Source organism: Duganella sp. BJB476, assembly GCF_003416895.1.
Lineage (GTDB): Bacteria > Pseudomonadota > Gammaproteobacteria > Burkholderiales > Burkholderiaceae_D > Rugamonas.
In genome coordinates this window covers 1,007,856-1,033,009 of record NZ_QVIO01000001.1, presented here as the reverse complement: position 1 = coordinate 1,033,009, position 25,154 = coordinate 1,007,856, and the positions used below count along the sequence as shown (strand labels likewise).

The 25,154-nt window shown below is 63.4% G+C and carries 22 protein-coding genes and 2 riboswitches; of the genes, 12 read left to right on the top strand and 10 right to left on the bottom strand.

Annotated features, from left to right (window positions below; genetic code table 11):
* Positions 1-9 precede the first annotated feature (9 nt).
* The 4 genes from ligA to D0T21_RS04560 all read right to left on the bottom strand — a co-directional run bounded on the left by ligA (position 10) and on the right by D0T21_RS04560 (position 7,720).
* A complete protein-coding gene (ligA, locus tag D0T21_RS04575) occupies positions 10-2,346 on the bottom strand; it encodes an NAD-dependent DNA ligase LigA (RefSeq protein WP_116988629.1) in 2,337 nt (778 codons plus the stop codon).
* An 8-nt stretch (positions 2,347-2,354) separates the two neighbouring features.
* Positions 2,355-3,500, bottom strand: a complete 1,146-nt coding sequence (locus D0T21_RS04570; RefSeq protein WP_116988628.1) for a cell division protein ZipA C-terminal FtsZ-binding domain-containing protein — start codon at positions 3,498-3,500, stop codon at positions 2,355-2,357.
* Positions 3,497-7,024, bottom strand: coding sequence for a chromosome segregation protein SMC (gene smc / locus D0T21_RS04565; RefSeq protein WP_116988627.1), 3,528 nt, complete (start codon positions 7,022-7,024; stop codon positions 3,497-3,499). Before smc ends, D0T21_RS04570 begins: the two co-directional genes overlap by 4 nt.
* Before the next feature lie 93 nt (positions 7,025-7,117).
* Entirely contained in the window at positions 7,118-7,720 is a 603-nt protein-coding gene (locus tag D0T21_RS04560; RefSeq protein WP_229211331.1) for a phosphatase PAP2 family protein, read from the bottom strand.
* A gap of 172 nt (positions 7,721-7,892) precedes the next feature.
* Between D0T21_RS04560 and D0T21_RS04555 the strand changes: the two genes are divergently transcribed.
* From D0T21_RS04555 to D0T21_RS04545, 3 genes are read left to right on the top strand one after another with little or no spacing between them, the layout of a single operon-like run.
* On the top strand, positions 7,893-8,516 hold the full coding sequence (locus tag D0T21_RS04555) for a glutathione S-transferase family protein (protein WP_116988625.1): 624 nt from the start codon (positions 7,893-7,895) through the stop codon (positions 8,514-8,516).
* 22 nt (positions 8,517-8,538) lie between these two features.
* Positions 8,539-9,195 carry a LysE family translocator gene (locus D0T21_RS04550; protein WP_116988624.1) on the top strand — a complete coding sequence of 219 codons (657 nt, stop codon included), beginning with the start codon at positions 8,539-8,541 and terminating at the stop codon, positions 9,193-9,195.
* Positions 9,196-9,226: 31 nt separating this feature from the next.
* A complete protein-coding gene (locus tag D0T21_RS04545; protein WP_116988623.1) occupies positions 9,227-9,451 on the top strand; it encodes an addiction module protein in 225 nt (74 codons plus the stop codon).
* A gap of 70 nt (positions 9,452-9,521) precedes the next feature.
* On the opposite strand, the gene D0T21_RS04540 is transcribed toward D0T21_RS04545, so the two are convergent.
* Entirely contained in the window at positions 9,522-12,161 is a 2,640-nt protein-coding gene (locus tag D0T21_RS04540) for a DUF1631 family protein (RefSeq protein WP_116994280.1), read from the bottom strand.
* 218 nt (positions 12,162-12,379) lie between these two features.
* On the opposite strand from D0T21_RS04540, the gene D0T21_RS32695 reads away from it, so the two are divergent.
* Positions 12,380-14,146, top strand: a complete 1,767-nt coding sequence (locus D0T21_RS32695) for a methyl-accepting chemotaxis protein (protein WP_116988621.1) — start codon at positions 12,380-12,382, stop codon at positions 14,144-14,146.
* A 157-nt stretch (positions 14,147-14,303) separates the two neighbouring features.
* Complete coding sequence (locus tag D0T21_RS04530; protein WP_116988620.1) at positions 14,304-14,507, top strand: hypothetical protein; 204 nt, start codon at positions 14,304-14,306, stop codon at positions 14,505-14,507.
* A gap of 49 nt (positions 14,508-14,556) precedes the next feature.
* Here the strand turns inward: D0T21_RS04530 and D0T21_RS04525 are convergent, their stop codons facing one another.
* The gene (locus D0T21_RS04525) at positions 14,557-15,117 is read right to left on the bottom strand and encodes an ATP-dependent Clp protease proteolytic subunit (RefSeq protein WP_116988619.1); all 561 of its coding nucleotides are present in this window, start codon (positions 15,115-15,117) and stop codon (positions 14,557-14,559) included.
* 142 nt (positions 15,118-15,259) lie between these two features.
* A riboswitch (glycine riboswitch) is annotated at positions 15,260-15,346 on the top strand.
* Positions 15,347-15,387: 41 nt separating this feature from the next.
* A riboswitch (glycine riboswitch) is annotated at positions 15,388-15,505 on the top strand.
* Positions 15,506-15,583: 78 nt separating this feature from the next.
* Between D0T21_RS04525 and gcvT the strand changes: the two genes are divergently transcribed.
* From gcvT to gcvP, 3 genes are all read left to right on the top strand, one after another.
* Positions 15,584-16,705 (top strand): glycine cleavage system aminomethyltransferase GcvT, encoded by a 1,122-nt coding sequence (gcvT, locus tag D0T21_RS04520; protein ID WP_116988618.1) that lies wholly within the window; start codon positions 15,584-15,586, stop codon positions 16,703-16,705.
* Positions 16,706-16,751: 46 nt separating this feature from the next.
* Complete coding sequence (gcvH, locus tag D0T21_RS04515; RefSeq protein WP_116988617.1) at positions 16,752-17,132, top strand: glycine cleavage system protein GcvH; 381 nt, start codon at positions 16,752-16,754, stop codon at positions 17,130-17,132.
* Positions 17,133-17,204: 72 nt separating this feature from the next.
* Positions 17,205-20,099 carry an aminomethyl-transferring glycine dehydrogenase gene (gcvP, locus tag D0T21_RS04510; RefSeq protein ID WP_116988616.1) on the top strand — a complete coding sequence of 965 codons (2,895 nt, stop codon included), beginning with the start codon at positions 17,205-17,207 and terminating at the stop codon, positions 20,097-20,099.
* Positions 20,100-20,170: 71 nt separating this feature from the next.
* Here gcvP and D0T21_RS04505 read toward each other — a convergent pair whose 3' ends face one another.
* Together D0T21_RS04505 and D0T21_RS04500 are read right to left on the bottom strand one after the other, a co-directional pair.
* The gene (locus D0T21_RS04505) at positions 20,171-20,548 is read right to left on the bottom strand and encodes a hypothetical protein (protein WP_116988615.1); all 378 of its coding nucleotides are present in this window, start codon (positions 20,546-20,548) and stop codon (positions 20,171-20,173) included.
* Between the two features lie 87 nt (positions 20,549-20,635).
* Entirely contained in the window at positions 20,636-20,968 is a 333-nt protein-coding gene (locus D0T21_RS04500; RefSeq protein WP_147328024.1) for a YhfG family protein, read from the bottom strand.
* 173 nt (positions 20,969-21,141) lie between these two features.
* On the opposite strand from D0T21_RS04500, the gene D0T21_RS04495 reads away from it, so the two are divergent.
* The 4 genes from D0T21_RS04495 to D0T21_RS04480 all read left to right on the top strand — a co-directional run bounded on the left by D0T21_RS04495 (position 21,142) and on the right by D0T21_RS04480 (position 23,032).
* Positions 21,142-21,426 (top strand): winged helix-turn-helix domain-containing protein, encoded by a 285-nt coding sequence (locus D0T21_RS04495; protein WP_229211406.1) that lies wholly within the window; start codon positions 21,142-21,144, stop codon positions 21,424-21,426.
* An 11-nt stretch (positions 21,427-21,437) separates the two neighbouring features.
* Positions 21,438-21,695 carry a hypothetical protein gene (locus D0T21_RS04490; RefSeq protein ID WP_116994279.1) on the top strand — a complete coding sequence of 86 codons (258 nt, stop codon included), beginning with the start codon at positions 21,438-21,440 and terminating at the stop codon, positions 21,693-21,695.
* A gap of 27 nt (positions 21,696-21,722) precedes the next feature.
* On the top strand, positions 21,723-22,154 hold the full coding sequence (locus D0T21_RS04485) for a hypothetical protein (protein ID WP_116988611.1): 432 nt from the start codon (positions 21,723-21,725) through the stop codon (positions 22,152-22,154).
* 350 nt (positions 22,155-22,504) lie between these two features.
* Positions 22,505-23,032 carry a hypothetical protein gene (locus D0T21_RS04480; protein ID WP_116988610.1) on the top strand — a complete coding sequence of 176 codons (528 nt, stop codon included), beginning with the start codon at positions 22,505-22,507 and terminating at the stop codon, positions 23,030-23,032.
* Positions 23,033-23,038: 6 nt separating this feature from the next.
* On the opposite strand, the gene D0T21_RS04475 is transcribed toward D0T21_RS04480, so the two are convergent.
* Positions 23,039-23,524 carry a hypothetical protein gene (locus D0T21_RS04475; RefSeq protein ID WP_116988609.1) on the bottom strand — a complete coding sequence of 162 codons (486 nt, stop codon included), beginning with the start codon at positions 23,522-23,524 and terminating at the stop codon, positions 23,039-23,041.
* A complete protein-coding gene (locus tag D0T21_RS04470) occupies positions 23,521-25,149 on the bottom strand; it encodes a methyl-accepting chemotaxis protein (RefSeq protein WP_116988608.1) in 1,629 nt (542 codons plus the stop codon). Before D0T21_RS04470 ends, D0T21_RS04475 begins: the two co-directional genes overlap by 4 nt.
* Positions 25,150-25,154 lie beyond the last annotated feature (5 nt).

The window sequence follows — 25,154 nt, the reverse complement described above, 5'->3', positions numbered from 1 at the left end:
TGCTTTGTTTTATCTGGCTTCCAGCAGCGCCAGCAGGCCTGCCTCGTCCAGTATGGTGACTTCAAGTTCCTGGGCCTTGGCCAGCTTGCTGCCGGCATCGGCCCCTGCAACCAGATAATGCGTCTTCTTGGATACCGAACCGGATACCTTGCCGCCCTGCGCTTCGATCATGGCGGCGGCCTGATCGCGACTCAGGTTGGGCAGAGTGCCCGTCAATACAAAGGTCTTGCCGGTCAGCGGACCTTCGGCTGCCTGCTCCGGCAGTTGCGCCAGCAGGTCGTCGCGCAGCTGGTGCAATGCCAGCAGCTGTTCGCGATGCCCCGGCTCCGCCATCCACGCTTCCAGCGCTTCGGCCACGCCGGCCGGCAGGCCGAACACTGTGAACACCGGCAGGTGCGCCAGCACTTCCAGCGTCACCTCCTGTTCGACCAGCTGCTTGCTGCGTGGTTCCGTCAGTTTCGGTATGCCCAGCGCGGCCATCAGCTTGACGGTGTCGAGCTTCTCGCGCAGCTTGGCGCTCGGCGGATGCTCGCCGGTCGGCGCGACGCCGGCGGCCAGCAAGGCGTCGATGGCTTCCTGGTTCTTCGGCTCGGCGAAGAAGTCGGCGATCGAATCGGCGACGATGCCGCCGATATCGGGCAGCACGCGCAGCAGCGCGGCCGGCACGCGGCGCACCAGGTCGAAACGGCCCAGCCATTCGGCCAGCGTCTTGGCGGTTGATTCGCCGACGTGGCGAATGCCGAGCGCGAACAACATGCGTTCCAGCGGCGGGTTCTTGCTGGCGGCGATGGCTTCCAGCAGATTGTCCGCCCACTTGGTGGCGATTTTCCCTTGCGCGACAGTCTCCGGCGTCGTGCCTTCGCGCTCGTCGGCCAGGCGCTTCATTTCCAGCAGGTCTTCCAACTTCAGCGCGTACAGGTCGGCCACGCGCTGCACCTGGCCGTGTTCGACGAGGTTGTCGATGTAGCGGTCGCCCAGGCCTTCGATGTCCATCATCCGGCGGCCGGCGAAGTGGCGGATCGCTTCCTTGCGCTGGGCCGAGCAGAACAAACCGCCGGAGCAGCGGGCGATCGCCTCGCCTTCTTCACGCACCACGTGTGAGCCGCAGACAGGGCATGTCTTCGGCAGCACATAGGCTTCCGGCTCCGGCGACGGGCGGCGTTCCAGCACCACGGACAGCACCTCGGGGATGACGTCGCCGGCGCGGCGCACGATCACCGTGTCGCCTATGCGCACGTCCTTGCGGCGCACTTCATCTTCGTTATGCAGCGTGGCGTTGGTGACGTTGACGCCGCCGACGAACACGGACGCCAGCCGCGCCACCGGCGTGATGGCGCCGGTGCGGCCTACCTGCACTTCAATCGCCAATACGGTGGTCAGCGCTTCTTCAGCGGGGAACTTGTGCGCCAGCGCGAAACGCGGCGCGCGCGAGACGAAGCCCAGCGTGCGCTGGTCCTGCAGCAGGTTGGCTTTGTAGACCACGCCGTCGATTTCGTATGGCATGGTCGGACGCGCATCGCCGATCTGTTTGTAGTAGGCCATCAGGCCGTCGTAGCCGCGCACCACGGCGGCCTCTTTCGCCACCGGCAGGCCCATGCTACGATACCAGTCCAGCAGCGCGGAATGCGACAACGGCATCTCGGCGCCTTCCAGAGCGCCGACGCCATAGGCGAAGAAGCTCAGCTTGCGCGATGCGGTGATGCGCGAATCTAGCTGGCGCAGGCTGCCCGCCGCCGCATTGCGCGGATTGACGAATTCCTTCATGCCAGCTTCGCGCTGGCGCGCATTCATCGCTTCGAAATCGCTCTTGAACATCAATACCTCGCCGCGCACATCGAGGATGGCTGGCGGGTTCGGGGTGTTCAGGCGCAGCGGGATCGAGCGGATGGTGCGGATATTGGTCGTGACGTCTTCGCCGGTATAGCCGTCGCCGCGCGTGGCGGCTTGCACCAGCAGGCCATCCACGTAGCGCAGGTTGATGGCCAGGCCGTCGTATTTGACTTCGGCCGCGTATTCGACGGCGGCCGCCGCATCCAGGCCCTCGCGCACGCGGCGGTCGAAGTTCTCGATATCCTCGTCGGTGAAGCCGTTATTCAGCGACAGCATCGGCACCGTATGGGTCACCTGGTCGAACTGCGGCAGCGGCGCCGCGCCCACGCGCTTGGTGGGCGAATCGGGCAGCGCGAATTGCGGGTTTGCTTCTTCCAGCTTTTGCAGCTCGATGAACAGCTTGTCGTACTCCGCGTCCGGGATGGTGGGCGCGTCTTCTACGTGATAGGCGTGCAGGTGCTTGTTGAGTTCAGCGCTCAACGACTCGATACGCGCCTTGAAATCCACTTCGGTCATGCTACTTCCTAGCTAAACAAACGCAACGCGCGGGTGGAACCGGCCGGAATATCGGCGTCGTTCATCTCGGCGTAGAAATCCTGTACCTGGCCGGCGATCTCCGCCAACGCGGCATCCGACAATGGCTGGTTGTAGTCGTCGACGATGGTCGCATCCAGGCGGCCCACCAGCGATTTGGCGCAAGCGACCATCGCACCGAAGCCGTCGCGGGAAGGCGCCACGCATGGCACGTCCAGCAGCAGCGTCAGGCGCGGCGTGGTTTCCTCGGCCAGCGTGACGTTGGTCGACAGCGAGAACAGATGGCCACCCTCACCATCCGGCATCACGTAGCGGCCGTCGGGACGCACGTCGAAGCCCTGCTTTTCCAGTGCGCCCAGCAGCGTGGAGATGGCCCACGGCGCGCCGTTGGTTTGCAGGTTGACGCCCAGCTGCGCGTCGTGGCCGGCGACGAAGCGGTGCAGATTGCGCGCTTCGGCCATCACTTCGATCATGTCCGGGATTTCCGGCTCGGCGCCGATTTCGTCGGCCATCGCGCGCAGGCGCGTGACCAGTTCCGAGTATTCCAGTTCGTTCAGCGCGGTGCTGCGGCTGGCCAGCTGCACGCCGCCTTGCAGCTTGGTGTAGACGCCGCCGTGGACGATGGGTTCCCAATCGCCGCTGACGGCCAGGCCGATGTAGTGCACCGGCTTGTTACCGACCATGCGCAGCGTTTGCAGCACCGGCAGCAGCTTGTCGCCGCGCGCCGCGCCTTCCAGCGCCAGCGGTAGCAGGCAATCGATCAGCGGGTCCACCAGCGCGGTGGCCTGTTCGGCCGCCGGCGTCACGGCGTTGACGCGCGGCGCAGCCGTCGCCGCCGTGGGGTCGGCAGGATCGCTTTCGAATTCAGCAGCCACCGCGCCCAACGCGGCCGCTGCGGCCGAAGCTTCGCCGCCAGCCACGCCGGGAGCGGCGCTGTCGAGCGAGAAGCTTGGCTCATGGCGTGCAGTGGACGATGGCGGAGCATCGCCGGTGCGCATCAGCACATCGTCATGATCGGTCGAGAAAGCGCGTTCGACACTCTTCTTGGCCTTGTATTCCTGGATTTTGTTGTACGTGAAAACGCCGGCGACGAATACGCCGGCGATTCCGATCAAACTCATTTGTAGGTCTGTCATGCTGCTTGTGCCTCGGAAGCGAAGTTTGCGGCGGATTCCATATCCACCGCCACGATGCGCGATACGCCCTGCTCTTGCATCGTCACACCGATCAGTTGATTGGCCATCTCCATCGCAATCTTGTTGTGCGAGATGAAGAGGAATTGGGTGTGGTCAGACATGCGTTTGACCATCCGGCAGAATCGTTCGGTATTGGCGTCGTCCAGCGGTGCATCGACCTCGTCGAGCAGGCAGAACGGCGCCGGGTTAAGTCGGAACATCGAGAACACCAGCGCCGTTGCAGTCAGCGCTTTTTCACCGCCAGACAGCAGGTGGATGGTGGCGTTCTTTTTCCCCGGCGGCTGGGCCATGACCTGCACGCCGGAGTCGAGAATTTCATCGCCGGTCATGATCAGCTTCGCCTGGCCGCCGCCGAACAGGATCGGGAACAGTTCGGAGAAGTGGCCGTTGACGCGGTCGAAGGTGTCCTGCAGCAGATCGCGGGTCTCTTTGTCGATGCGCGCGATCGCGTCTTCCAGCGTGTTGATCGCCTCATTCAAGTCGGCGTTCTGCGCGTCGAGGAAGTTCTTGCGTTCGGAGGCCGTCGCCAGCTCGTCCAGCGCCGCCAGGTTGACCGCGCCCAGCATCGAGATGGCATTGGTCAGGCGCGTCACTTCGCCTTGCAGGTACGAGGCCTTCATATCGGGATGCAGCTTCTCGGCCAGCGCCGCTTCGTCGGCCTGCACTTCGGCCAGCTGCGCGGCGAACTGCTCCTGGTTCAGGCGCGCGGCCTGTTCCTTCAGCTGCATTTCCATGATCTTGTCGCGCTGCGGCTGCAGGGCGCGTTCGGTCGACATGCGGCCTTCCTCGAACATGCGCAGCTGCTGCGTGATCTGATCGAGTTCGTGGCGGGCGTCGGACAGCGCTTTTTCCTGGCCGGTGCGGCGGTCCAGCAGTTCCTGCAAGCCCTCGTTGGCCTGGCCGGATTCGAGGCTGGCCAGTTCTGCCTGTCCCGCTTCCAGGCTTTGCGTGACCTGCGCCACCTGCGCGGTCGCGGTGGCGATCGAGCGGCGGAATTCTTCGATCTTGCTGCGCTGGGACTTCTCGGCGAACTGCGCTTCCTGCGCGGCGCGTTCCAGGTCGCGCAAGGCTTCGCGGGCGTCGGACAGGCGCTGTTCTTTTTCGAGGAACAGGGTCTGGCCTTCCTCGTGGTCGCCCTGCAGGTTGCCGAGCTCCATATCGAGCTGCTCGAACTTTTCCTCGGACTCCATCTTGACCTGAGTTTGTTCTTCTTCCTGTGCGGCGATTTCGGCCAGGTCGGTTTCGATCTGGTTGCTGCGCTGGTTGAAGCGCGCTTCGATCTCCGACAGCTTGACCACGTCCAGCTGCAAGGTGTGCACCGACTGCTGCAGGCTTTGCAGCTTGGCGCGGTACTCGGTCAGGCGGCGCGTCAGTTCGGAGACGGCGGCATCGGCGCGCACCGACCGGGCGCGCGCTTCGTCGGCCAGCATCTGCTGCGCGCGCAGCTGCTTGGTGATGTTGTCGATTTCCTGCTGGCGGCCCAGCATGCCGTCCTGCTCCGAGTCGGCGGCGTAGAAACGCACGCTGCCCTGCGTGACGGCGTGACCCTGGCGCGTGACGAAGCAGGCGCCGGCCGGCAGCTTGGCACGGTCGGCAAAGGCTTCGGCCGTGTCCTCGGCGATGTAGACGTTGTGCAGCCAGTCCTGCAGCAGGCCGCGCAGGCCCGGGTCATTCAGTTTGAGCAGATTCAGGAACGGCTTCAGGCCAGCTACTTCCACCGGCGCCGGCGGCACCGCGTGCGACGGCGCGAACAACGCCAGCTTGGCCGGTGGCGCATCGCTGAAGAAGGCCTTGGCCCATTCGATGTTCGACATCTGCAAGGCCGAGGTGCGCTCGCGCAGCACGGATTCCAGCGCGGTCTCCCAGCCGGATTCGATGTTCAGTTTTTGCCACAGGCGCGGCAGCGTGTCCAGCTCGTGCTTTTGCAGCCACGGCGTGACCTTGCCCTGCGTCTGCACGCGCTCCTGCAACTGGCGCAGCGCGTTCAGGCGCGCTTCCAGCTGGGCGTTGGCGGCGGTTTCGGTGTTGACCTGTTGCTGCGCGGCCTGGCGTTCCTCGTCCAGCTTGGGCTGCTGTTCCAGCGCCTCATCCAGCAGGAAGCCTTGTTCTTCCAAGGCCTGCTGCTTTTCTTCCAGCTGCATGCGCAAGTTATTCAGGTGTGCGCTGTCCGGCAGATTGAGGCCGCTCTTTTCCTGCTGCAGGCGTTCGCGCCGCACGGCCAGGCCGTTGAGGATGTTGTTGGCGTTGCGCTGGTGCGCCGATTCCAGTTCCAGCTGCTGCTGCGCCTGCATGATGCGGGCGCGCGATTCGGTGCTCTTGGTCTGCGCCTCGCGCCACACCTGCTCCAGCATCGGCAACGACTCGGCCTTTTGCTCGGCCATCATCTGCGACTGCTCGACCTTGGCCGACAGTTCTTCCAGTGTGAACTCGCCTTCCTCGATCTGGCCGCCATATTCGGTGGCCTGGTGCTGCCATTGGTCGCGCTGCGCGGTCAGCGCGGCCAGCTGCGCCTGCAGACGGCTGCGCGATTCGATGACGAACTTGATCTGCGCTTCCAGGCTGCCGATTTCGGCGTTGGTCTGGTACAGGCTGCCCTGCGCCGTGTGCAGGCGGTCGCCGGCGGCGAAGTGGCCCTGGCGCATCTGCTCCAGCGACAGTTCGACGTTGCGCAGCTTGGCGGTCTGTTCTTCCAGGTCGTTCTGCGCCTGCTCCATTTCGCGGAAGTATTTCTTCTGCTCGTTCTCGGCCTCGATCTTGCGCAGCAGCCACAGCAGCTTTTGCTTTTCTTCCTGGTCCGATTGCAGCTGGTGGAACTTGGTGGCGACGGCGGCCTGGCCTTCCAGCTTTTCCAGGTTGGAGTTCAGCTCGCGCAGGATGTCGTCCACCCGTAGCAGGTTCTCGCGGGTGTCGTGCAGGCGGTTTTCGGTTTCGCGGCGGCGTTCCTTGTACTTGGAGACGCCGGCCGCTTCTTCCAGGAACACGCGCAGTTCTTCCGGGCGCGATTCGATGATGCGGCTGATCATGCCCTGGCCGATGATGGCGTAGGCGCGCGGGCCAAGGCCGGTGCCGAGGAAGATGTCCTGGATGTCGCGCCGGCGCACCGGCTGGCCGTTGATGTAGTAGGTCGAGGTGCCGTCGCGCGTCAGCGTGCGCTTGACGGCGATCTCGGCGTACTGGCCCCACTGGCCGGAAGCCTTGCCGTCGTTGTTGTCGAACACCAATTCGACCGAGGCGCGCCCGGCCGGCTTGCGGTGGGTCGAACCGTTGAAGATGACGTCCTGCATGGACTCGCCGCGCAGCTCGGAAGCCTTGGACTCGCCCAACACCCAGCGCACGGCGTCGATGATGTTCGACTTGCCGCAACCGTTGGGACCCACCACGCCAACCAACTGACCCGGCACCTGGAAATTGGTGGGATCAACGAAAGACTTAAATCCCGACAATTTGATGGAAGATAGACGCACGTTGTTATCTGGTGTGTGGGCTGGAAAAGGTCACAATAATACCATTTTGCGCATCAAATCTGGCCGAAAACGCGTCATGGACCGGGTGTTCGCCTATCGTAACGGGGATTTGGGTTCTCGCCAAATGTCGCGGGTATAAGGTTTGTCGTGGCCGGACAGCCAGAGCGCGGCATGGGTGATCCACATTTCGGCCGGCACCGGCTCCACGCGCGGCGCGATCAGCACGATGGGGATGCACAGCACCACCAGCAGCCGGCTCAGCGCCATGTGGTGCTCGGTGCTGGCGTACCAGATGAACACCGCCGCCACGGCCAGGCCAAGCAGGCAGCCGGTCACCGACTCGGACACCGAGTGGGCCTGCACATAGACGCGGGAAATGGCGATGAGCACGGCCAGCAGTACCCCAAACAAGGTGCCCAGCACGCGCCACTGCGACGTTGACGAGCGGAACGCCAGGAAGAAGGCAACCGGGAACACGGCGGCGGCGCGCATCGCATGGCCGCTGAAGCCGGCGAATTCCACCGATTCCACGCCCAGCCCCCAACCGACGAAGGCCATCTTGGTGGCCACGACCAGCGCCATGCCAATGCCGAACAGCACGCACCAGGCCGCCGTCAGACGCCAGGACTTGCCCGCCAGCAGCCAGACGGCGATCGCGATTCCTATTGGCCCGGTTACCGCCAGACTCCCCGTCACACTCAAACCGTGCCACCACATCATCATCAAAAGCGCCCTATCGTTGTTTTTTGCACCGCATCATTAAAACACATGCGGGCGCATTCTATCGAAAATTGCTGTGCAACAATAGACCTGGGGCAAAATCGGGTGGTGGCCGACGCCCTCTGGCGGGGCGTGGCATACTGTTGCCATGCTCACCATACTCGGCAAACCCTCCTCCATCAATGTCCGCAAGGTCTTGTGGACGTGTGCGGAAATCGGTCTCGATTATCGCCTGGAGGAATACGGCAGCGGCTTCCAGCCGACCTCCACGCCTGAGTTCCTGCGCATGAATCCGAACGGCATGGTGCCGGTCATCGTCGACGACGGCCAGAGCCTGTGGGAATCGAACACCATCTGCCGCTATCTGGCGAGCAAGCATGGCCGCAGCGATCTGCTGCCAGCCGAGCCGATGGCGCGCGCCCAGGTGGAAAAATGGATGGACTGGCAGGCCACCGAACTGAACAACGCCTGGCGTTATGCCTTCATGGCGATGATACGGAAGAGTCCGGCGCATGGCGATGCGGCGGCGCTGGTGGCCAGCATGGCGGAATGGAACCGCTTGATGGGCATGCTGGACGCGCAGTTGGCCGCCGCCGGGCCGTTCGTCTGCGGCGAAATGATGACCCTGGCCGACATCGTCCTCGGACTGTCGGCCAACCGCTGGCGTTCGATGCCGATGGCGCGCCCCACACTGGCAGCCGTCGACGCCTGGTTTGCCCGCTTGAGCGAGCGCGACGGCTTCCGCACCCACGGCTGCAACGGCCTCCCCTGACACTTACTTTTGGAGTTTGGCAATGACTGTATCGACCTGGCTGTTGTTCTTATCGGTTTCCCTGGCGGCGGCGTTCAGCCCCGGACCGGGCGTGCTGATGGCGATTTCGACCGCGACCACCATGGGCGCGCGGCGCGCGCTCTACAGTTCGGCAGGCAATGCGCTGGGCGTGTTCATCGTGGCGACGACGGCGGTGGCTGGCCTGGGCTTGCTGCTGAAGACTTCGGCGCTGGCGTTCGGCGCGCTGAAGGTGGCCGGCGCGGCCTACCTGATTTACCTGGGCATCAAGGCCTGGCGCCACGCCAGCCTGGTGACTGAAGCGACGGCGACCACCGCCACGGAGGTCGCCGCGCCGGACGCGGCCGAGGCCAGCCGCCTGAGCACCTTCCGCGCCGGCCTGCTGGTGGCGGTGAGCAATCCGAAAGCGATTTTGTTTTTCACCGCCGTGTTCCCGCAGTTCATGCCGCCGGATCACGTGGACCCGGTGCGCTTCCTGCTGCTGACATCGACCTTCACCAGCTGCACCTTGTTGTCGCACTTCTTCTACGTGGCCTGCGCCTCGTGGTTGAAGCGCAGCGTCAAGCAGAGCATCGCCCGCACCCGCCTGGCCAAGCGCACCACCGGCGTGATCTTCGTCGGCATGGGCGGCGCCCTGCTGACGTTGACGAACTCGAAGTAAACCGGCAGCAAAGGGCGGTACAATTCATACCATGAATGCCGCCCTCAAAACTTTGGTAGCCGAAGCACTTAAACTCGACCCAGACGAGCGTATGGAGTTTGTGCATCTGCTACTGGCTAGCCTGGACGAAGACGCCGAGCTCGACAAGGCCTGGACAATTGAGATCGAACACCGCATCGCCGACATAGAGAGCGGCATCGAGCAATCCATTCCGATCGCCGAAGCTCTGACTCAAGTCCGCAAAAATCTGAAATGAAACTAGTTGTCGTCCCGCCTGCCCTTGCGGGGTTGCAGGACTTCGCTTGGCGCAGGCGCGGCAAGAGAACTTAACCGAACGCCGAGGCTGGCGGATCGATGGAGGCGTCGTTGTCGGCGCTGCGGGCCAGCGCTTGCGATAGCGCGACGGCGACCACGCCTTCGCTGCGCACCACTTGCACGGTCTGTTCAAGGAAGCGCTTGGCCAACTGCTCGCCGGACATCGAGAACGCTTCCTGCCGCGCTGCCGTCGAGAAGATGTACAGCGTACGCAAAGGACTGATCCACGCCAGCTTGACCTTGCGGCTGCCGCCGTCTTCCTGCTCGAACTCCAGCCACATGCCGCGCGTCAGGCTGTCGACTTCGATGGCGGCGTCTTCCTCTTCGGGATCAGGCTGCTGTTGGGCGCGCGCTTCGGCTTCCGCCTTGGCGGCCGCGTCGGCTTTGGCTTGCAGTTCCAGACGCCGCTCGGCCGCCTGCTGCGCCACCTGCATCGAAATTTCCAGCTGACGCTCCGCCGACATTTCCAGCGGCGCGCGCACGATGGAGGCGTGGCACTCGGCCAGTTCGGCAAAGAATTGCAGTCGATCGGCGTCCTGCCACTTGATGATGTCCAGCCATTTGTTCAGCGTGGTCAGCAGCACCGGCAGCTTGGCGATCAGCTGCTTGCGCTCATCGGCGTTGAGCTTGGGTCGCACACTCCAGATCAGGTCGTCCATGGTCTTGGTGGCGTTATTGACGGCGCCCGGCTTGTCGTCCTCGATGCTGTAGGCGATGGTCAGCACCGACACCCAGCGCTGTTCGAGGAAGGCTTCCACCACGGCGATCACTTCGCCAGTGCCGATGCGCAGGGCTACGGCGTTCTTGGCCAGCTTGGTCGACTCGGCCATGCGCTCCTGCTTCAGCGCGGCGGCGATGGGCTCGGCGATGGCGGTGGCGGCGGCGCGCTCCTCGGCCTGGATCGACGCCTCCAGCTCGTTGACCGCCTCGGTGAACACCGACAGTTCATGATCGTAATCGCGGCCGACGCGATCCACGCTGCGCTGCATCGCCTGGAACAGCGGATCTTCCGGCCCCTTGCGCTGCTCCCAGCCCATGCGCGACAGCAGGTCGATCAGGCGGCGCGCCGGATGGGCTTCCTGGAAGAAGAAATTCTTGTCGACCAACGCGGCTTTCAGCACCGGGATTTGCAGGAAGCGTATCAGGTCGCGGATTTCCTGCGAGATGTTCTGGTCCTGGAAGACGGTGTCGAAGATCGCCGACAGCAAGTCGATGGTGCTTTCGTCGGTACGCGACAGGCTGCCCTGCGGCATGCTGGCTTTGATGTTCGGCAGGTAGAAGACGTTGCCGCCTGCCGCCGCCGGTGCGGCATCAACGGCAGCCTGGCCGGACGGGGCTGGTCCCGGGGCAAAACCGGCCACCGCGCCCAGCGTGCCGATGGATTCGTATGGCACGGCCTTTTGCAGCTGCGCCAGATACGCCAGCAGCGGCTGCTTGGCGCCGATCTGCGACAGGCGCTGCGCGTCCTCGTTGCTCAGTGCGCCAGGCAGCACGCCTTGCGCGGCGCCTTGCACCCAGACGCCGCCGGCGGGAGCGAATCCGCCCGCTGCGACGGCTGGCGCGCCAGCCACGCCGGCGACAAAACCGGGAGCCATCACCACGCCGCCCTGAACGCCGTGCGCTACCGCCATGCCGCCATGGGCGCCATGGGCGCCAGCAATGGCAGCACCTGATCCAATACCGCCAACGCCGCCGGCAGCGCCTGCGACTCCCGGCACAACGGCGCCAGCGCTACCCTGCGCGGCAGCATTCGGCACCCAGGCTGCGCCCGAGTTCAAGGCCGACATCGGCAGATCGGGAATGCTCAGGTCCACACCATGCATCAAGCCGTCGGCGATGTTGTCGACGATGGCGCCCGCAGCGGAACCCTCCACATCGCTGGAGGCGAAGAACTGCCGCAACTGCTGAGCCAACGCCGCCTGATTGCCGCGCACGCGCGATGGCGCCGCAGCCTTGGGTTTGTCCGCCTTGCGTCCCTTGTGGCCGTCCACCGAACCGGGCAACACGCCCTTGCTCTGCAACGCCAAGTTCAAGGCATCCAGCATCGGACCCAGCTCAATGAACATGCCCGGCTTGATCAGCGGCTGCAACAACGGCGCGGCCTCGACCTCGGTATCGAATTCGGTCCAGGCCTGCTGCAAGGCGACCAGGAACACGTCGGGCCGGAACGGATTCTGGCTGACGCGCAAAATATCGCGATCCAGCAGGAAGGCCAGGCGCACGTTCAGCGTTTGCAGCTGGTCGGAATACAGGCTCTCGAACGGCTTGCTGACGCCGCTGAGCGCGACCTTGTTGTCCATTTCCTCGAACGGCACCAGCGACAGCGGCTGCTCGGCTTCGCGCAGCTTGCCCTTGACCGTCGGCGACAACTCGGCGAGCTCGCGCCGCAGCGCCTTCTCCAAGGTGCTCGAAGCCAGATGCAGGAAGGCGAAGTTACGGTTGCGAAGCTGGTTGCCGGCGCGGATGCGCTGTTGCATGGTGCGCGGGTCGCCGCCGGTGGCGTCGATCAATGCGCCGGCCAGGCGGTTGGCCAGGTCCAGGTACTGGTCACTGGCATGCTTGGTGGCGATGCCGATCAACTCCTCCAACAAGGCATGCCGCGGCGAGACCGTCTTTTTCGGCAATGCGGGTGTTGTGGAAGTTACAACCATGATGTGACCTGCTTTTGATAGGGGAGTCCGGTTACGCCATTCTTACACATTCTTTCCACAAGGCAATACCGGAAAGGAAAGACTGTGCAATATTTCGCGTATTTTTCTGTTTTTCCACAACTTTTATGGCATGAAACCCAGTGTTGACGGGGCGCAAAGGACAAGATTGAAGTTTCCCTAACATAACAATTTCCTTCCGTCGCCAGCGAGTCCCCGCCATGAAATTCCTGCATAACCTGGAAATCTCCAGCAAGCTGCTGGCCGCCTTCGCCGCCCTGCTGGGCCTGACTACCCTGCTGGGCCTGAGCGCCTTGGCCCGCATGGGACATATCGACGACGCATCCTCGGAATTGTCCGACAAATGGCTGCCACAGACTATAGCAGTGCTGTCGCTGCGCAACGATTTGCTGGAGGAGCGCAAGCTGGAACATGTGGTGATCGGCGACAAGGACAGCATCGCCGATGCCGACCGCAAGCTGGCCGTGGCCCACGCCGCCGTGCGCGACCATGCCGGCCAGCTGGCGCGCCTGCTGGCGGGAACGCCACAACAGCCGCAAGGCGCGGAACTGCTGCGCCTGGTCGGCGATTACGCCACCGAGCACGAGCGCATGATCGCCCTCGCCGCCGGGGGCAAGAAGGACGAGGCAGCCGCCCTGCTCAAGGGCCGCTCGCAGCAAACGCTGGATGCCGTCAACGGCCAGCTCGACAAGCTGCTGGCGGCGCAAATGGCCGGCAGCCAGCAGGCGGCGCGCGCGGCCGACGAACTGTACGACGGCGCCCGCCTGATCACCTTGAGCACGCTGGGCATGGCGGTGTTCGGCGGAGCCTTGCTGGCGCTGTGGCTGGCCCGTTCGATCTCGGCGCCCTTGCAGCGGGCGATGCAGGCGGCCCAACGCATCGCCGGCGGCGACCTCAGCACACACATCGGCGATACCGCCAACAACGAGACCGGCAAGCTGCTGCAAGCGATGCAGCATATGAACGACAGCCTGCTGGGCATCATCGGCCAGGTGCAGCACGGCGCGCGCGCCATCGACGGCGCCGCGCGCGAGATCGCCGAGGGCAATCTGAACCTGTCGACCCGCACCGAACAACAGGCCGCGTCGCTGGAGGAAACCGCGTCGTCGATGGAGCAGCTGACGGCCACCGTCAAGCAAAATGCCGAGCATGCGATGCAGGCCAATCAACTGGCGCTGTCGGCGTCCGCCGTGGCGCTGCGCGGCGGCGCCGACGTCGAGCAGGTGGTGGGCACGATGGCGTCCATCAACGACAGCTCGCGCAAGATTGCCGAAATTATCGGCGTCATCGATGGCATCGCCTTCCAGACCAATATTCTGGCGCTGAATGCCGCGGTGGAGGCGGCCCGCGCCGGCGAACAGGGGCGCGGCTTCGCGGTGGTTGCGTCGGAGGTGCGCAACCTGGCGCAGCGCAGCGCGGCGGCCGCCAGGGAGATCAAGGAACTGATCGCCGATTCGGTCGACAAGGTGGCGCGCGGCACGCAATTGGCCGACCAGGCGCGCAACACGATGGACGAGGTGGTCGGCAGCGTCAAGCGCGTGACCGGACTGATCGGCGAAATCGCCGACGCCAGCGCCGAGCAGACCGCCGGGCTGGAGCAGGTCAACCAGGCGGTGGCGGAGATGGACCAGGCCACCCAGCAGAACGCAGCCCTGGTCGAGCAGGCGGCCTCGGCAACGGCAGCGATGCAGGCCGAGACCGGCAAGCTGAACGAGGCGATCGGCGTGTTTTCCGCCCAGGGCGAGCCGGGGCCGGCCCCTGCCCTCGCCGCCGAGCTGGTCGCGCCGGCAAGCAGGATGACGCATGCCGAGACTGCCGGCGTCGTTGGACGGCGCCCGTCGCCTCGGCCCGAGCGGGTTCCGGCGCCAGCAGCGGCGGCGCGCAGCAAAGCCAAAGCAGCCGCGCCCGCCGCTCGTCCGCCGCAGAGCGGCCACAGCAGCAAGGAAGTGGAATGGGAGGAATTTTAAAGGGCGGGCAAGGCGTACTCCTACACGCCACCAAGAGAAATTCCGATAGCGATCACCGGATCGAGCCCGCATCATTGCGATACCAAAAACGCGCCGGAATGCAAGCGCCAGCGCGGTTCTGGCAAGCACGTTCTTTCACTTTCGTAAAGGAATCGACATGAGCACGAATCAAAAAGGTGGCAGTAGCAAGCAAGGCTCGGATCAGGGCAGCAGCAAGCAGTCGGGCGGCCAGGGTTCGTCGGGCGGCTCGCGTGGCAGCAGCGGCGGCACCCAGGGTGGCACCCATGAGCAGCACGTGGAAGCCGGCCGTCAAAGCCACAAAAACGACACCAACAAGCGATCCGGCAATAAAGACCGCTAAGTAGGCCAGCGCGGTCCTTGCGGCGCCGTCGCCGGGCGCCGCAACCTTGTCAAATGTTCGTCACCCGTTGTCCGCGCGGCGGCACGAAATCCTTCACCGCATTGACCATCCCCACTTTCAAGCCTTCGGCCGCCGTCAGGTGCAGGTCCGAGTACTCGTGCGTGCGCCAGTGGTCGTCGCTGAATTCCACATGGTCGCGCAGGATCTGCTCGGTGCGGGCGTCGTCGGCCTGCAAGCCTTCGACGATGATGCGCAGCGCATCCGGCCGGGCGCCGTGCGGCGCGCTGGCGTGCGACTTGTGCACCATGAAGCGTGCCGTGTCGCTGGCGTAGCGCTCGGCGCCGGCCAGGAACAGGATCACCGCGATCGATGCCACCGCGCCGGCGTTGTAGGTGATGATCTTGACCGGCAGCTTGCTCAGGTAGTTGTACAGGCAAATGCCGTCGCTGACGTAGCCGCCGTTGGACTGGATCAGGATGTGGGCGGTGGTGATGCGGTCCTCGGTCATGTCGGCGACCGCGTCAAAGACGCGGCGAACCATGTCGCTGTTGACATCGCCGGACAGGGTGAACCACGCGTGGCCCTCGTAAGTGGTGGAATCTTGGCTCATGGCTGGGCTCTCGAATAAGTGTGATTTATTCTAGCAAATAGTTGTTTTTCGAGTCTTATTATTGCATTTCATTCGTGCGGCGGTGGCGCCCGCCTGAAATGGGCTGCAGATTGACAACAAGGTACTTCTGACATATATTCCCGAGTCTTGATCGGGAGAGGGCAAACCAGCTTTGCCGCCGAAGGGGCACTACCCAAAAACTCTCAGGCAAAAGGACCGATCAAGGGACCAGCGCGGCCGTCGGATGGCAATATTCGACGGGATGCCAACTGGACCAACTCTGGAGAGCGGCCGCAGCGCAAGCTGGCGGCCCACCGAAGGGGCGCACGGGAACCAGGAGCCAGCCTCCTCCCGTAATCTCTCAGGTACCAAGGACAGAGGGGTCTGCGATCATTGTGGAATCAGCTTTTGTTGAGCGTTTCCTTGTATGTTCTGTTAACCCCTATTCGATTTGGACCGAGGAATTATGACGCTTAAAGCCACCCCACTCAATAATGCCCACCGCGCAGCCGGCGCCAAGATGGTCGATTTCGGCGGCTGGGACATGCCGGTCAACTACGGCTCCCAGATCGAAGAACACAACGCCGTGCGCACCGACGTCGGCATGTTCGACGTCGCCCACATGTGCGTGGTCGACATCAAGGGCGACAATGTGCGCGGTTTCCTGCGCGGCCTGCTGGCCAACAACGTCGACAAGCTGCAGGTATCGGGCAAGGCGCTCTACTCCTGCATGCTGAACCCACAGGGCTTCGTGATCGACGACCTGATCGTCTACTTCATCAACGAGAGCTGGTTCCGCCTGGTGGTCAACGCCGGCACCGCTGAAAAAGACGTGGCCTGGATGCAGCAGCACAACACCGCCACCAACGCCGGCCTGACCATCACCCAGCGCCGCGATGGCGCCAATGCGATGGCCTTGATCGCCGTGCAAGGCCCGAACGCCCGCGCCAAGGTATGGCAAGTCATTCCGGAATCGAAAGAAGGCACGGCCGAGATGAAACCGTTCAACGTCGCCTTCGCCCAGAGCGCGGCCTTCGGCGAGGCGATGATCGCCCGCACCGGCTACACCGGCGAAGACGGCTTTGAAATCGGCGTCGCCGCCGAGCAGGCCGAGAACCTGTGGAACGCGCTGGTCGCCGCGGGCGTCAAGCCGGCCGGCCTGGGTGCGCGCGACACGCTGCGCCTGGAAGCCGGCATGAACCTGTACGGCCAGGACATGGACGAAACCGTCAACCCGCTGGACGCAGGCCTGGCCTGGACCATCGACCTGGTGTCCGAGCGCGACTTCATCGGCAAAGCGGCGCTGCAGGCCATGGGCCAGAACGCCCAGTTCGTCGGCCTGATCCTGCGCGAAAAAGGCGGCGTGCTGCGCGCCCACCAGAAGGTGGTCGTAGCGGGCACCGACGCCACCGGCGAGATCACCAGCGGCACCTTCAGCCCGTCGATGCAGCAGGCGATCGCGCTGGCGCGCGTGCCGAACGGCGTGGCCGTCGGCGACACCGTGCACGTCGAGATCCGCGACAAGAAACTGGCCGCGTCGGTGGTCAAGCTGCCGTTCGTGCGCAACGGTAAAATCCTGGCTGTTTAATCGCTGTTTATATTCATATCACCCTATCACCCTTCTGGAGCCTTACATGAACATTCCTGCCGACCTGAAGTACACCGAATCCCACGAATGGGTACGCGCTGAAGCTGACGGCACCGTCACCGTCGGCATCACCGAGTTCGCACAGGATGCGCTGGGCGATATCGTCTTCGTCGAACTGCCAAAAGTCGGCACGACCTACGGCGCCGGCGACGACGCAGCAGTGGTGGAATCGGTCAAAGCGGCCAGCGACATCTACGCGCCGATCGCCGGTGAAGTCGTGGCCGTCAACGACGACGTGGTCAACACGCCTGAGTCGATCAACGCCGACGCCTACGCCAACTGGCTGTTCAAGATCAAGCCGGCCGACGCCGCCGCGATCAACGGCCTGCTGGACGCCGCCGCCTACGGCAAGACCACCGAAGCGTAATTCGCCCCCGTCGTTCCCGCGCACGCGGGAACGACGTATCGCACCATCCCTCATACTGCCCTCGCCCATATCATGACCCGCTCCAGCCTGACCCAACTCGAAGCCCGCGACGCCTTCATCGCTCGCCACATCGGCCCTGACGCCGCAGAACAGGAAGCCATGCTGTCGGTACTCGGCTACGCCTCGCGCGCAGCCCTGATCGACGCACTGGTCCCATCCAACATCCGCAACAAAGGCGCACTGCCGCTGGGCGCGTACTCGCAGCCGATGCCGGAACAGGAAGCGCTGTCCAAGCTGAAAAAGATCGCCTCGAAAAACAAGGTGCTCAAGTCGCTGATCGGCCAGGGCTACTACAACACCGTCACGCCTGGCGTGGTGTTGCGTAACATCTTCGAAAACCCGGCCTGGTACACCGCCTACACCCCGTACCAGCCAGAGATTTCGCAAGGCCGCCTGGAAGCGATCCTGAACTTCCAGCAAACCATCACCGACCTGACCGGCATGGGCATCGCCAACGCCTCGATGCTGGACGAAGGCACGGCCGCCGCTGAAGCGATGACGCTGATCCAGCGCGTCGGCAAATCGAAATCGATGGTGTTCTACGTGGCCGACGACGTGCTGCCGCAGACCCGCGAAGTGGTCGAGACCCGCGCCAAGCCGCTGGGCATCGAAGTCAAGACCTTCCACCCGGCCGAACTGTCCGCCGTGGGCGACTGCTTCGGCGTGCTGCTGCAATATCCGGGCGTGAACGGCGTGGTGCGCGACTACAAGGCCGGCGTTGAAGCCGTCAAGGCTAAGGGCGCGATGGTGGTTGTCGCCGCCGACCTGCTGGCGCTGACCATGCTGACGCCTCCGGGCGAATGGGGCGCGGACGTGGTGGTTGGTAACAGCCAGCGCTTCGGCGTACCGCTGGGCTTCGGCGGCCCGCACGCAGGCTACCTGTCGACCCGCGACGAATTCAAACGCAGCATGTCCGGCCGCCTGGTCGGCGTCACCATCGACGCCCAGGGCAACAAGGCTTACCGTCTGGCGCTGCAAACCCGCGAGCAGCACATCCGCCGCGAAAAAGCCACGTCGAACATCTGCACCGCGCAGGTGCTGCTGGCGGTGATGGCTTCGATGTACGCCGTCTACCACGGTCCGAAAGGCCTGCTGCAGATCGCCCAGCGCGTGCACCGCTACACCGGCGTGCTGGCCGCTAACCTGAAATCGCTGGGCTACACCGTCACCAACGAGACCTTCTTCGACACCCTGACCGTCGCAGTCAAGAACGCCGAGCAGCTGCATGCATCGGCCCACTCGCACGGCGTCAACCTGCGCGTGATCGACGCCACCCACGTCGGCGTATCGCTGGACGAGACCACCAGCCGTGAAGACATCGCGCTGCTGTGGACCGTGTTCGCGCACCCGGTCGGCGGCCCGGCCCACGGCCCGGACTTCGATGGCGTCGAAGCTGCGGTGGCTGAGGCCTTCCCGGCAGCGCTGTCGCGTACCAGCGACTACCTGAGCCACCCGGTCTTCAACCGCTACCACTCCGAAACCGAAATGCTGCGCTACCTGCGTAGCCTGGCGGACAAGGACCTGGCGCTGGACCGCACCATGATCCCGCTGGGTTCGTGCACCATGAAGCTGAACGCGACGTCCGAGATGATCCCGGTCACCTGGCCAGAGTTCTCCAACATCCACCCGTTCGCGCCGGACGCGCAAACCGTCGGCTACCGCGAAATGATCTCGCAGCTGGAAGAGATGCTGTGCGCGCTGACCGGCTACGCCGCCGTCTCGCTGCAGCCTAACGCCGGTTCGCAGGGCGAGTACGCCGGTCTGCTGGTGATCCAGGCCTACCACCAGTCGCGTGGCGAAGGCCATCGCAACATCTGCCTGATTCCATCGTCGGCGCACGGTACCAACCCGGCATCGGCCAACATGGTCGGCATGCAGGTGGTGGTCACCGCTTGCGACGCCAGCGGCAACGTCGACCTGGCAGATCTGAAGGCGAAAGCTGAACAGCACTCGAAGAACCTGGCCTGCGTGATGGTGACCTACCCATCGACCCACGGCGTGTTCGAAGAAGGCATCCAGGAACTGTGCGAAATCGTCCATGGCCACGGCGGCCAGGTCTACATCGACGGCGCCAACATGAACGCGCTGGTCGGCGTGGCGGCTCCTGGCTCGTTCGGCGGCGACGTCTCGCACCTGAACCTGCACAAGACCTTCTGCATTCCTCACGGTGGTGGCGGTCCTGGCGTCGGTCCTATCGGCGTCGGCGCGCACCTGGCGAAGTTCCTGCCTAACCAGCGTTCGAACGGCTACATCCGCGACAACGCCGGCATCGGTTCGGTCAGCGCCGCGCCGTACGGTTCGGCCAGCATCCTGCCGATTTCGTGGATGTACATCGCGATGATGGGCGCGGAAGGCCTGACCGCCGCGACCGAGACCGCGATCCTGAACGCCAACTACATCGCGCGCCGCCTGTCGCCGCACTTCCCTGTGCTGTACTCGGGCCACGACGGCCTGGTGGCGCACGAGTGCATCATCGACCTGCGTCCGCTGCAGGATGCCACCGGCATCAGCAACGAAGACGTGGCCAAGCGCCTGATGGACTTCGGCTTCCACGCGCCGACCATGAGCTTCCCTGTGCCGGGCACGCTGATGATCGAGCCGACCGAGAGCGAATCGAAGGTCGAGATGGACCGCTTCATCGATGCGATGATCGCCATCCGCGGCGAGATCGCCAAGGTTGAAAGCGGCGAGTTCGACAAGCTGGACAACCCGCTCAAGTTCGCGCCGCACACCGCCGAGGTGCTGACCGCCGACAAGTGGGAACGCAAGTACAGCCGCGAAGTGGCGGCCTACCCTGTGCCGTCGCTGCGCAAGCAGAAGTACTGGCCGCCGGTCGGCCGCGCCGACAACGTCTACGGCGACCGCAACCTGTTCTGCGGCTGCGCGCCGATGAGCGACTACGAGTAAGTGACGGGATGCGCGGTTCGCCGCGCAGTCTGAAGAACGCAGGCGAACCACCCGGTTCGGCCTGCGTTTTTTTATGCCTGCGCGGCGCGCGCCAGTGCGATGCCGCCGATGATGAACAGCGCCAGCCAGGACAGGTGCCGGCCACGCGTGAACACCAGTGGCAGCAGGCCGGCGGCGATCAGGGTCCAGCCCAGCGTCTGCGCGGCCGTCGTCGCGGTCAGGCGGCCTTGCGCCAATTGGACCAGCAGCGCGGCGAAGCCCCACAACGCGACTGTGGTTTCATGCCACACAAAGCGCAGCGTGCCGATGGTGAAACTGGTACTGCCCAGCACCTGAGGCAGATTATCGCGCCGGAACAGACGGATCAAGATGTGGCGCTCGCCGAGAATGGAGTGCGCCAGGCCAAGGGCGACGGCAAGCAATGCGGCCAGGTAGAGCATCGATGTCATGAAATTTATTTTCTGGTTGCTATCGTCCTACAGCACAATTTCGGCACAGAGCCGGGATAGCAATATCGATCCTGGCCCTCACCGTACTTATCGGACATACTTGCTCCGTAGTGCTTCAAGCGTTACGGGCGCATCATCGGAGTCCACACTAAAGCCTTCGAGACGAAGACTTGCCATATAATTTTCGTCTCGCAGCTTAATGAAGACCTGCCGCTTCATTTCGTCTGTAAGTTTTGTGGTCGCATCCACCTCCAACCGAAATGGAGCCACTTTGTCGACTTCCTGCTGAAATGCCAAGACCTTTTCAGTGTATCGCTGAAAAATAGCGACGCTTGAGAACTCACGCTGGGAGACCACAATGCCATCCTCAGCGGACTGACTGCTGCCCGACTTCCTCAACTTACGCATTTTGGCGCTCATTGCTCCCTCCTGCTTCAAGCATAAGGTAATTGTACGTCAATCTCATCGCACCGCCATTTCGTGCTCCAAGAACATAAAACACCAAATATGTCATTGACATCCTTATACGTGTCAGATATTCTTTACACATGAAATCGAAAACGCCAACTCCTAGCGGAGATCAATTGCTGAGCATGCTTGCGGCGCTGTCCAACCCGCACCGCCTGCGCATCATTGCCATGCTGAAGTCCGGCGGACGCAATTATGTGAGCCAGCTGGCGCGTGAGCTGGGCATCAGCCGTCCCTTGCTGCACCTGCACTTGCAGAAGCTGGAGGATGCTGGTCTGGTCGCCAGCGTGATGGAACTGTCGGCGGACGGCAAAGCGCTGAACTATTTTGACGTAACCAACTTCGACTTCGAACTGACTCCGGCGGCGATCGCCGAAGCGGCCAAGTCGCTGTCCACCAACCCTGAATAATCGAGACAATTATGGACGAACATGTATATCTTTTGACGATCGGCCTGCCGTTGCTGGCGATCGTGGTGGTTGCGGCGATGCGCCACTTTTCGGCGATCCAGCAGGCCAAACTGCGGTTTGCTCACGAAGAGGCTTATCGCGTGATCGCCGAGAAAGCCGTGGCGGCGCACACCGAAGCTGCTGCCTCGTTGGCATCCATGGACGCCACCTTGTCGGAACTGAAATCGCGCGTCACGGCGATTGAGAAGATCTTGAAGGAAGTCGAGTAATCCCCTACCACCACCAGGAGCCACAAAATGAACGAAGTTTCATTAGTACGTCTGTATATGCTGCGAGCCGTGTATCTGATTATCGCTGTGGGACTGGGTCTGGTGATCTGGCCTAGTGTGCTTCACCATGACAAACCGTGGAGCCTGATGGGAGGCGTGGTCAATTGCATGATGGCGGCGTTCGGTGCGTTGTGTGCGTTGGGCGTGCGCTATCCGCTGCAGATGCTGCCGGTGCTGCTGTGGGAACTGATGTGGAAGACCATCTGGACGCTGGTAGTCGTCGTGCCGGCGTGGCGCTCCGGTACGATAGATGCAGACACGATGGAAGTCTTCGTGCAATGCCTGGTCGTGATCATCATCCCGATCGCCATGCCTTGGGGCTACGTCTTCAAGAAATACCTGCGCCAATCCGGCGACCGCTGGTCCAGGGCACAGCCTGGCAACCGTCAGGAAGCATAACTATTCTGAAGAGACTATCGAGCAACGGCTTATTTTTGGGTCATCGCGGATTACCGGGATGACCCTATTTTTTTGCCGGCGCCGTTGGCATGCACAGGGCGGGTCCTGTTTTTTCGGCTTTTACTAAAACACGATAACCACTACTACCCAGCGCTAACTACCGATATTTCGTGCGACTCCACGCTATTTTTGGAACTAAAACCCACTAACCACCTCTAACGAATACAGGCCGAAAATATAGCGACATTTAGCATTCAGCCCAGCATTTTTAGTAAGTGTTAGCGCGCTGTAGTACAGGTCAGTAGTGGTTAGCAGCGCTTAGTAAAAACTGATTTTAGGGAGCCCCCACTATGCCTAGGTATAGCCTCCAATTCCCGATTCGTGTACCCGACGATGTGCTGGTCGAGTTAGGCGAATTCACCGGCCATTTCTGGTCGGATTCTCTTCACCTTGAGCCCTTCGTTATCGAGGCAATTCGCAACTACATCAATCCCGCACCGCCAGCCCCGCAGCAGCCCGCTGCGGCGTCCGAGGCGGGATACCAATGGAAAGAGGTTTTTCTTCCAGAGGGGACACGGCTGCGCGCGAGCTTCGACCACCAGCAGTATTTCGCCACAGTGAAGGGAGCGGAAATCAAATACGGCGAGCACGTGGTATCGCCGTCCTGCTTTGCGAATCTGTACGGCAGCGGCAACCGCAATGCCTGGAAAGCCATCTGGCTGCGCCTTCCCGGCAGTGACGAATGGCTGCAGGCCGATGTCTGCCGGTCGGCGCGGAAAGCGGCGATAGCGCGTTTGCACGGGGATGGCACTCAGCACAAGTCCAACTCTGGACGAACCGCGCGCCGCGCGGCGAAAAAAATTCCCGAAAATCCTTGAAGAACCTTATTTGTGCGCTATAAAAGGTTGGCCTTCCGTCGCATCGTGGCTCACTAATTTATCGCCGAACCACATGTGGTAACCGGTCGACGTGAGCTCGTAGTGCAAGACGCCAGGTGGGAGAATGACCTTACAAGGCAGGCTCTCGTCGAGCTCCGATAAGCTGGCAGGATATCGTCCGTGCGAAGCATGATGTTTTGCTAGCGCCACCCGTGCCTCCTCTCCGTGCCCGACACACTCATTTTGGGCATATATCCCTTCGATGGCCCCTCCCAACCAAACCGCGATAGAAACGAACAAGATCGCGAACGGCGCTAGCAATGCGCCCCACTTCCGCCAGCTCCACAACATAAACGGCAGCACGGCCGCCGCCGGCAGTCCGGCGAGCAAGCCATCGATGGAAACCAGTTCGGTATTGTGCTCACCGAGCCAGTAACTGGCCAGCAAGGTGACCGTCACGAGCAGCGCGACAAACGTCCAGCGGCGACTCAATTACGCACCGACGCCAGTCGCAGGCGCACAACACGAGGGGAGCCGTCCGGGAGTTTGGGTGGCGGCTCCATGCCTTCATCCAGTTTGAACATCGCCACCGCCTTCGATAGATTGACCGCCTGCCGCTGCAAACCCGATGCCGCGCTGGCGGCTTGTTCTACCAGCGCCAGCTTCTGCTGCGTCACCTGATCCATCTCGACGATGGCCTGATGCATTCCCTGCAAACCCTGCGCTTGCACCGCGCTGGCGGTGCTGACCTGGTCGATGATATCGCCCACCTGCTGCACCGACGCCACGATCTCCGCCATGCTGCTGCCGGCTTCCTCCACCGAACGGCTGCCGCCTTCGATCTCCGCCACCGACTCGGCGATCAAGGCCTTGATCTCCTGCGCCGCCGTGGCCGAACGCTGCGCCAGCGTGCGCACCTCGCCCGCCACCAGCGCGAAGCCCTCGCCGTGCTCGCCCGCGCGCGCCGCCTCCACCGCCGCGTTCAAGGCCAGCAGATTGGTCTGGAAGGCGATGCCATCGATCACGCCGACGATTTCCACCACCTTGCGCGAGCTGCCGCGTATCGCCGCCATCGTCACCACCAGCCGCTGCACCACGCTGCCGCCGCGCACCGCGAAGTTGGTGGCGCAGCGCGCCAGCTGGTTGGCCAGCTGCGCGTTGTTGGCGGTCTGGGTGACGGTGGCGCTCAGCTCCTGCATCGAGCTGCTGGCCTCCTCCAGCGTGCTGGCCTGCGCTTCGGTGCGCTGGGTCAGGTCGACATTGCCCTGCGCGATCTCGCGCGAGGCCGTGTCGATCGACTGCGCCGACGCCAGGATGGTCTTCAACGTGGTGTTCAGGTTGCGGATGCTGGTGTCCAGCGCGCGCGACGTCTCGGCGATTTCGTCCTTGCCGTAGACCCGGTTCTTCACCGTCAGGTTGCCCTCGGCCAGATCGATGGCGGCCGCGCCGATCTCGCTGACCTCCTTCAGCAGCGCGCGCCGCACCGCCATCGTCACCAGCAACGACAGCGTGATCGACAGCACCACCACCGCCGGCATCACGGTCGACAGCGTCCTGAACTCGGCCTCGGCGTCGTTGTAGGCGCGCGCGCTGAGCGCCTGCTCCAGCCGCGACAACTCCTCCAGCCGCCGCGCCACCACGTCGAACGCCCGCTCGGCCTTGGACATGGCGTTGGTCGCCATCGATTGATCGGCCATGCTCAACTCGATGACGTCGCCGATCGCCTTCACGTACAGCGTATGCGCCGCCTGCGATTGGGCGACGAAGCGGCGCTCGGCCGGATCGCCCTGGGTCGCCATCTCCAGCTGCGCGAACTGGCGGTCCAGCGTGGCGTGGCGGGCGTGGATGTCGCGCACCAGCGCATCGATGCGCGCCGGCGAGAAGCTGGCATTGATCCAGGTGAGCAGCTGGTAGATCTCGGTATGCGCGCGGTTGGCGCCCGCCACCAGGTCGGCCGCCGCCTTCAGCCGCACGGCGCGCTGCTGCACCATGTCGTCCAGGCGGTGGTTTTGCCGCACCAGGCCGACGAAGGCGCCGGCCGACAGCGCGATCAGCAGGATCAGCACCACTCCCGGCGCCAGCAGCAGCTTGGGCCCTATCCGCAGTTTGCTGAGCATGTCCA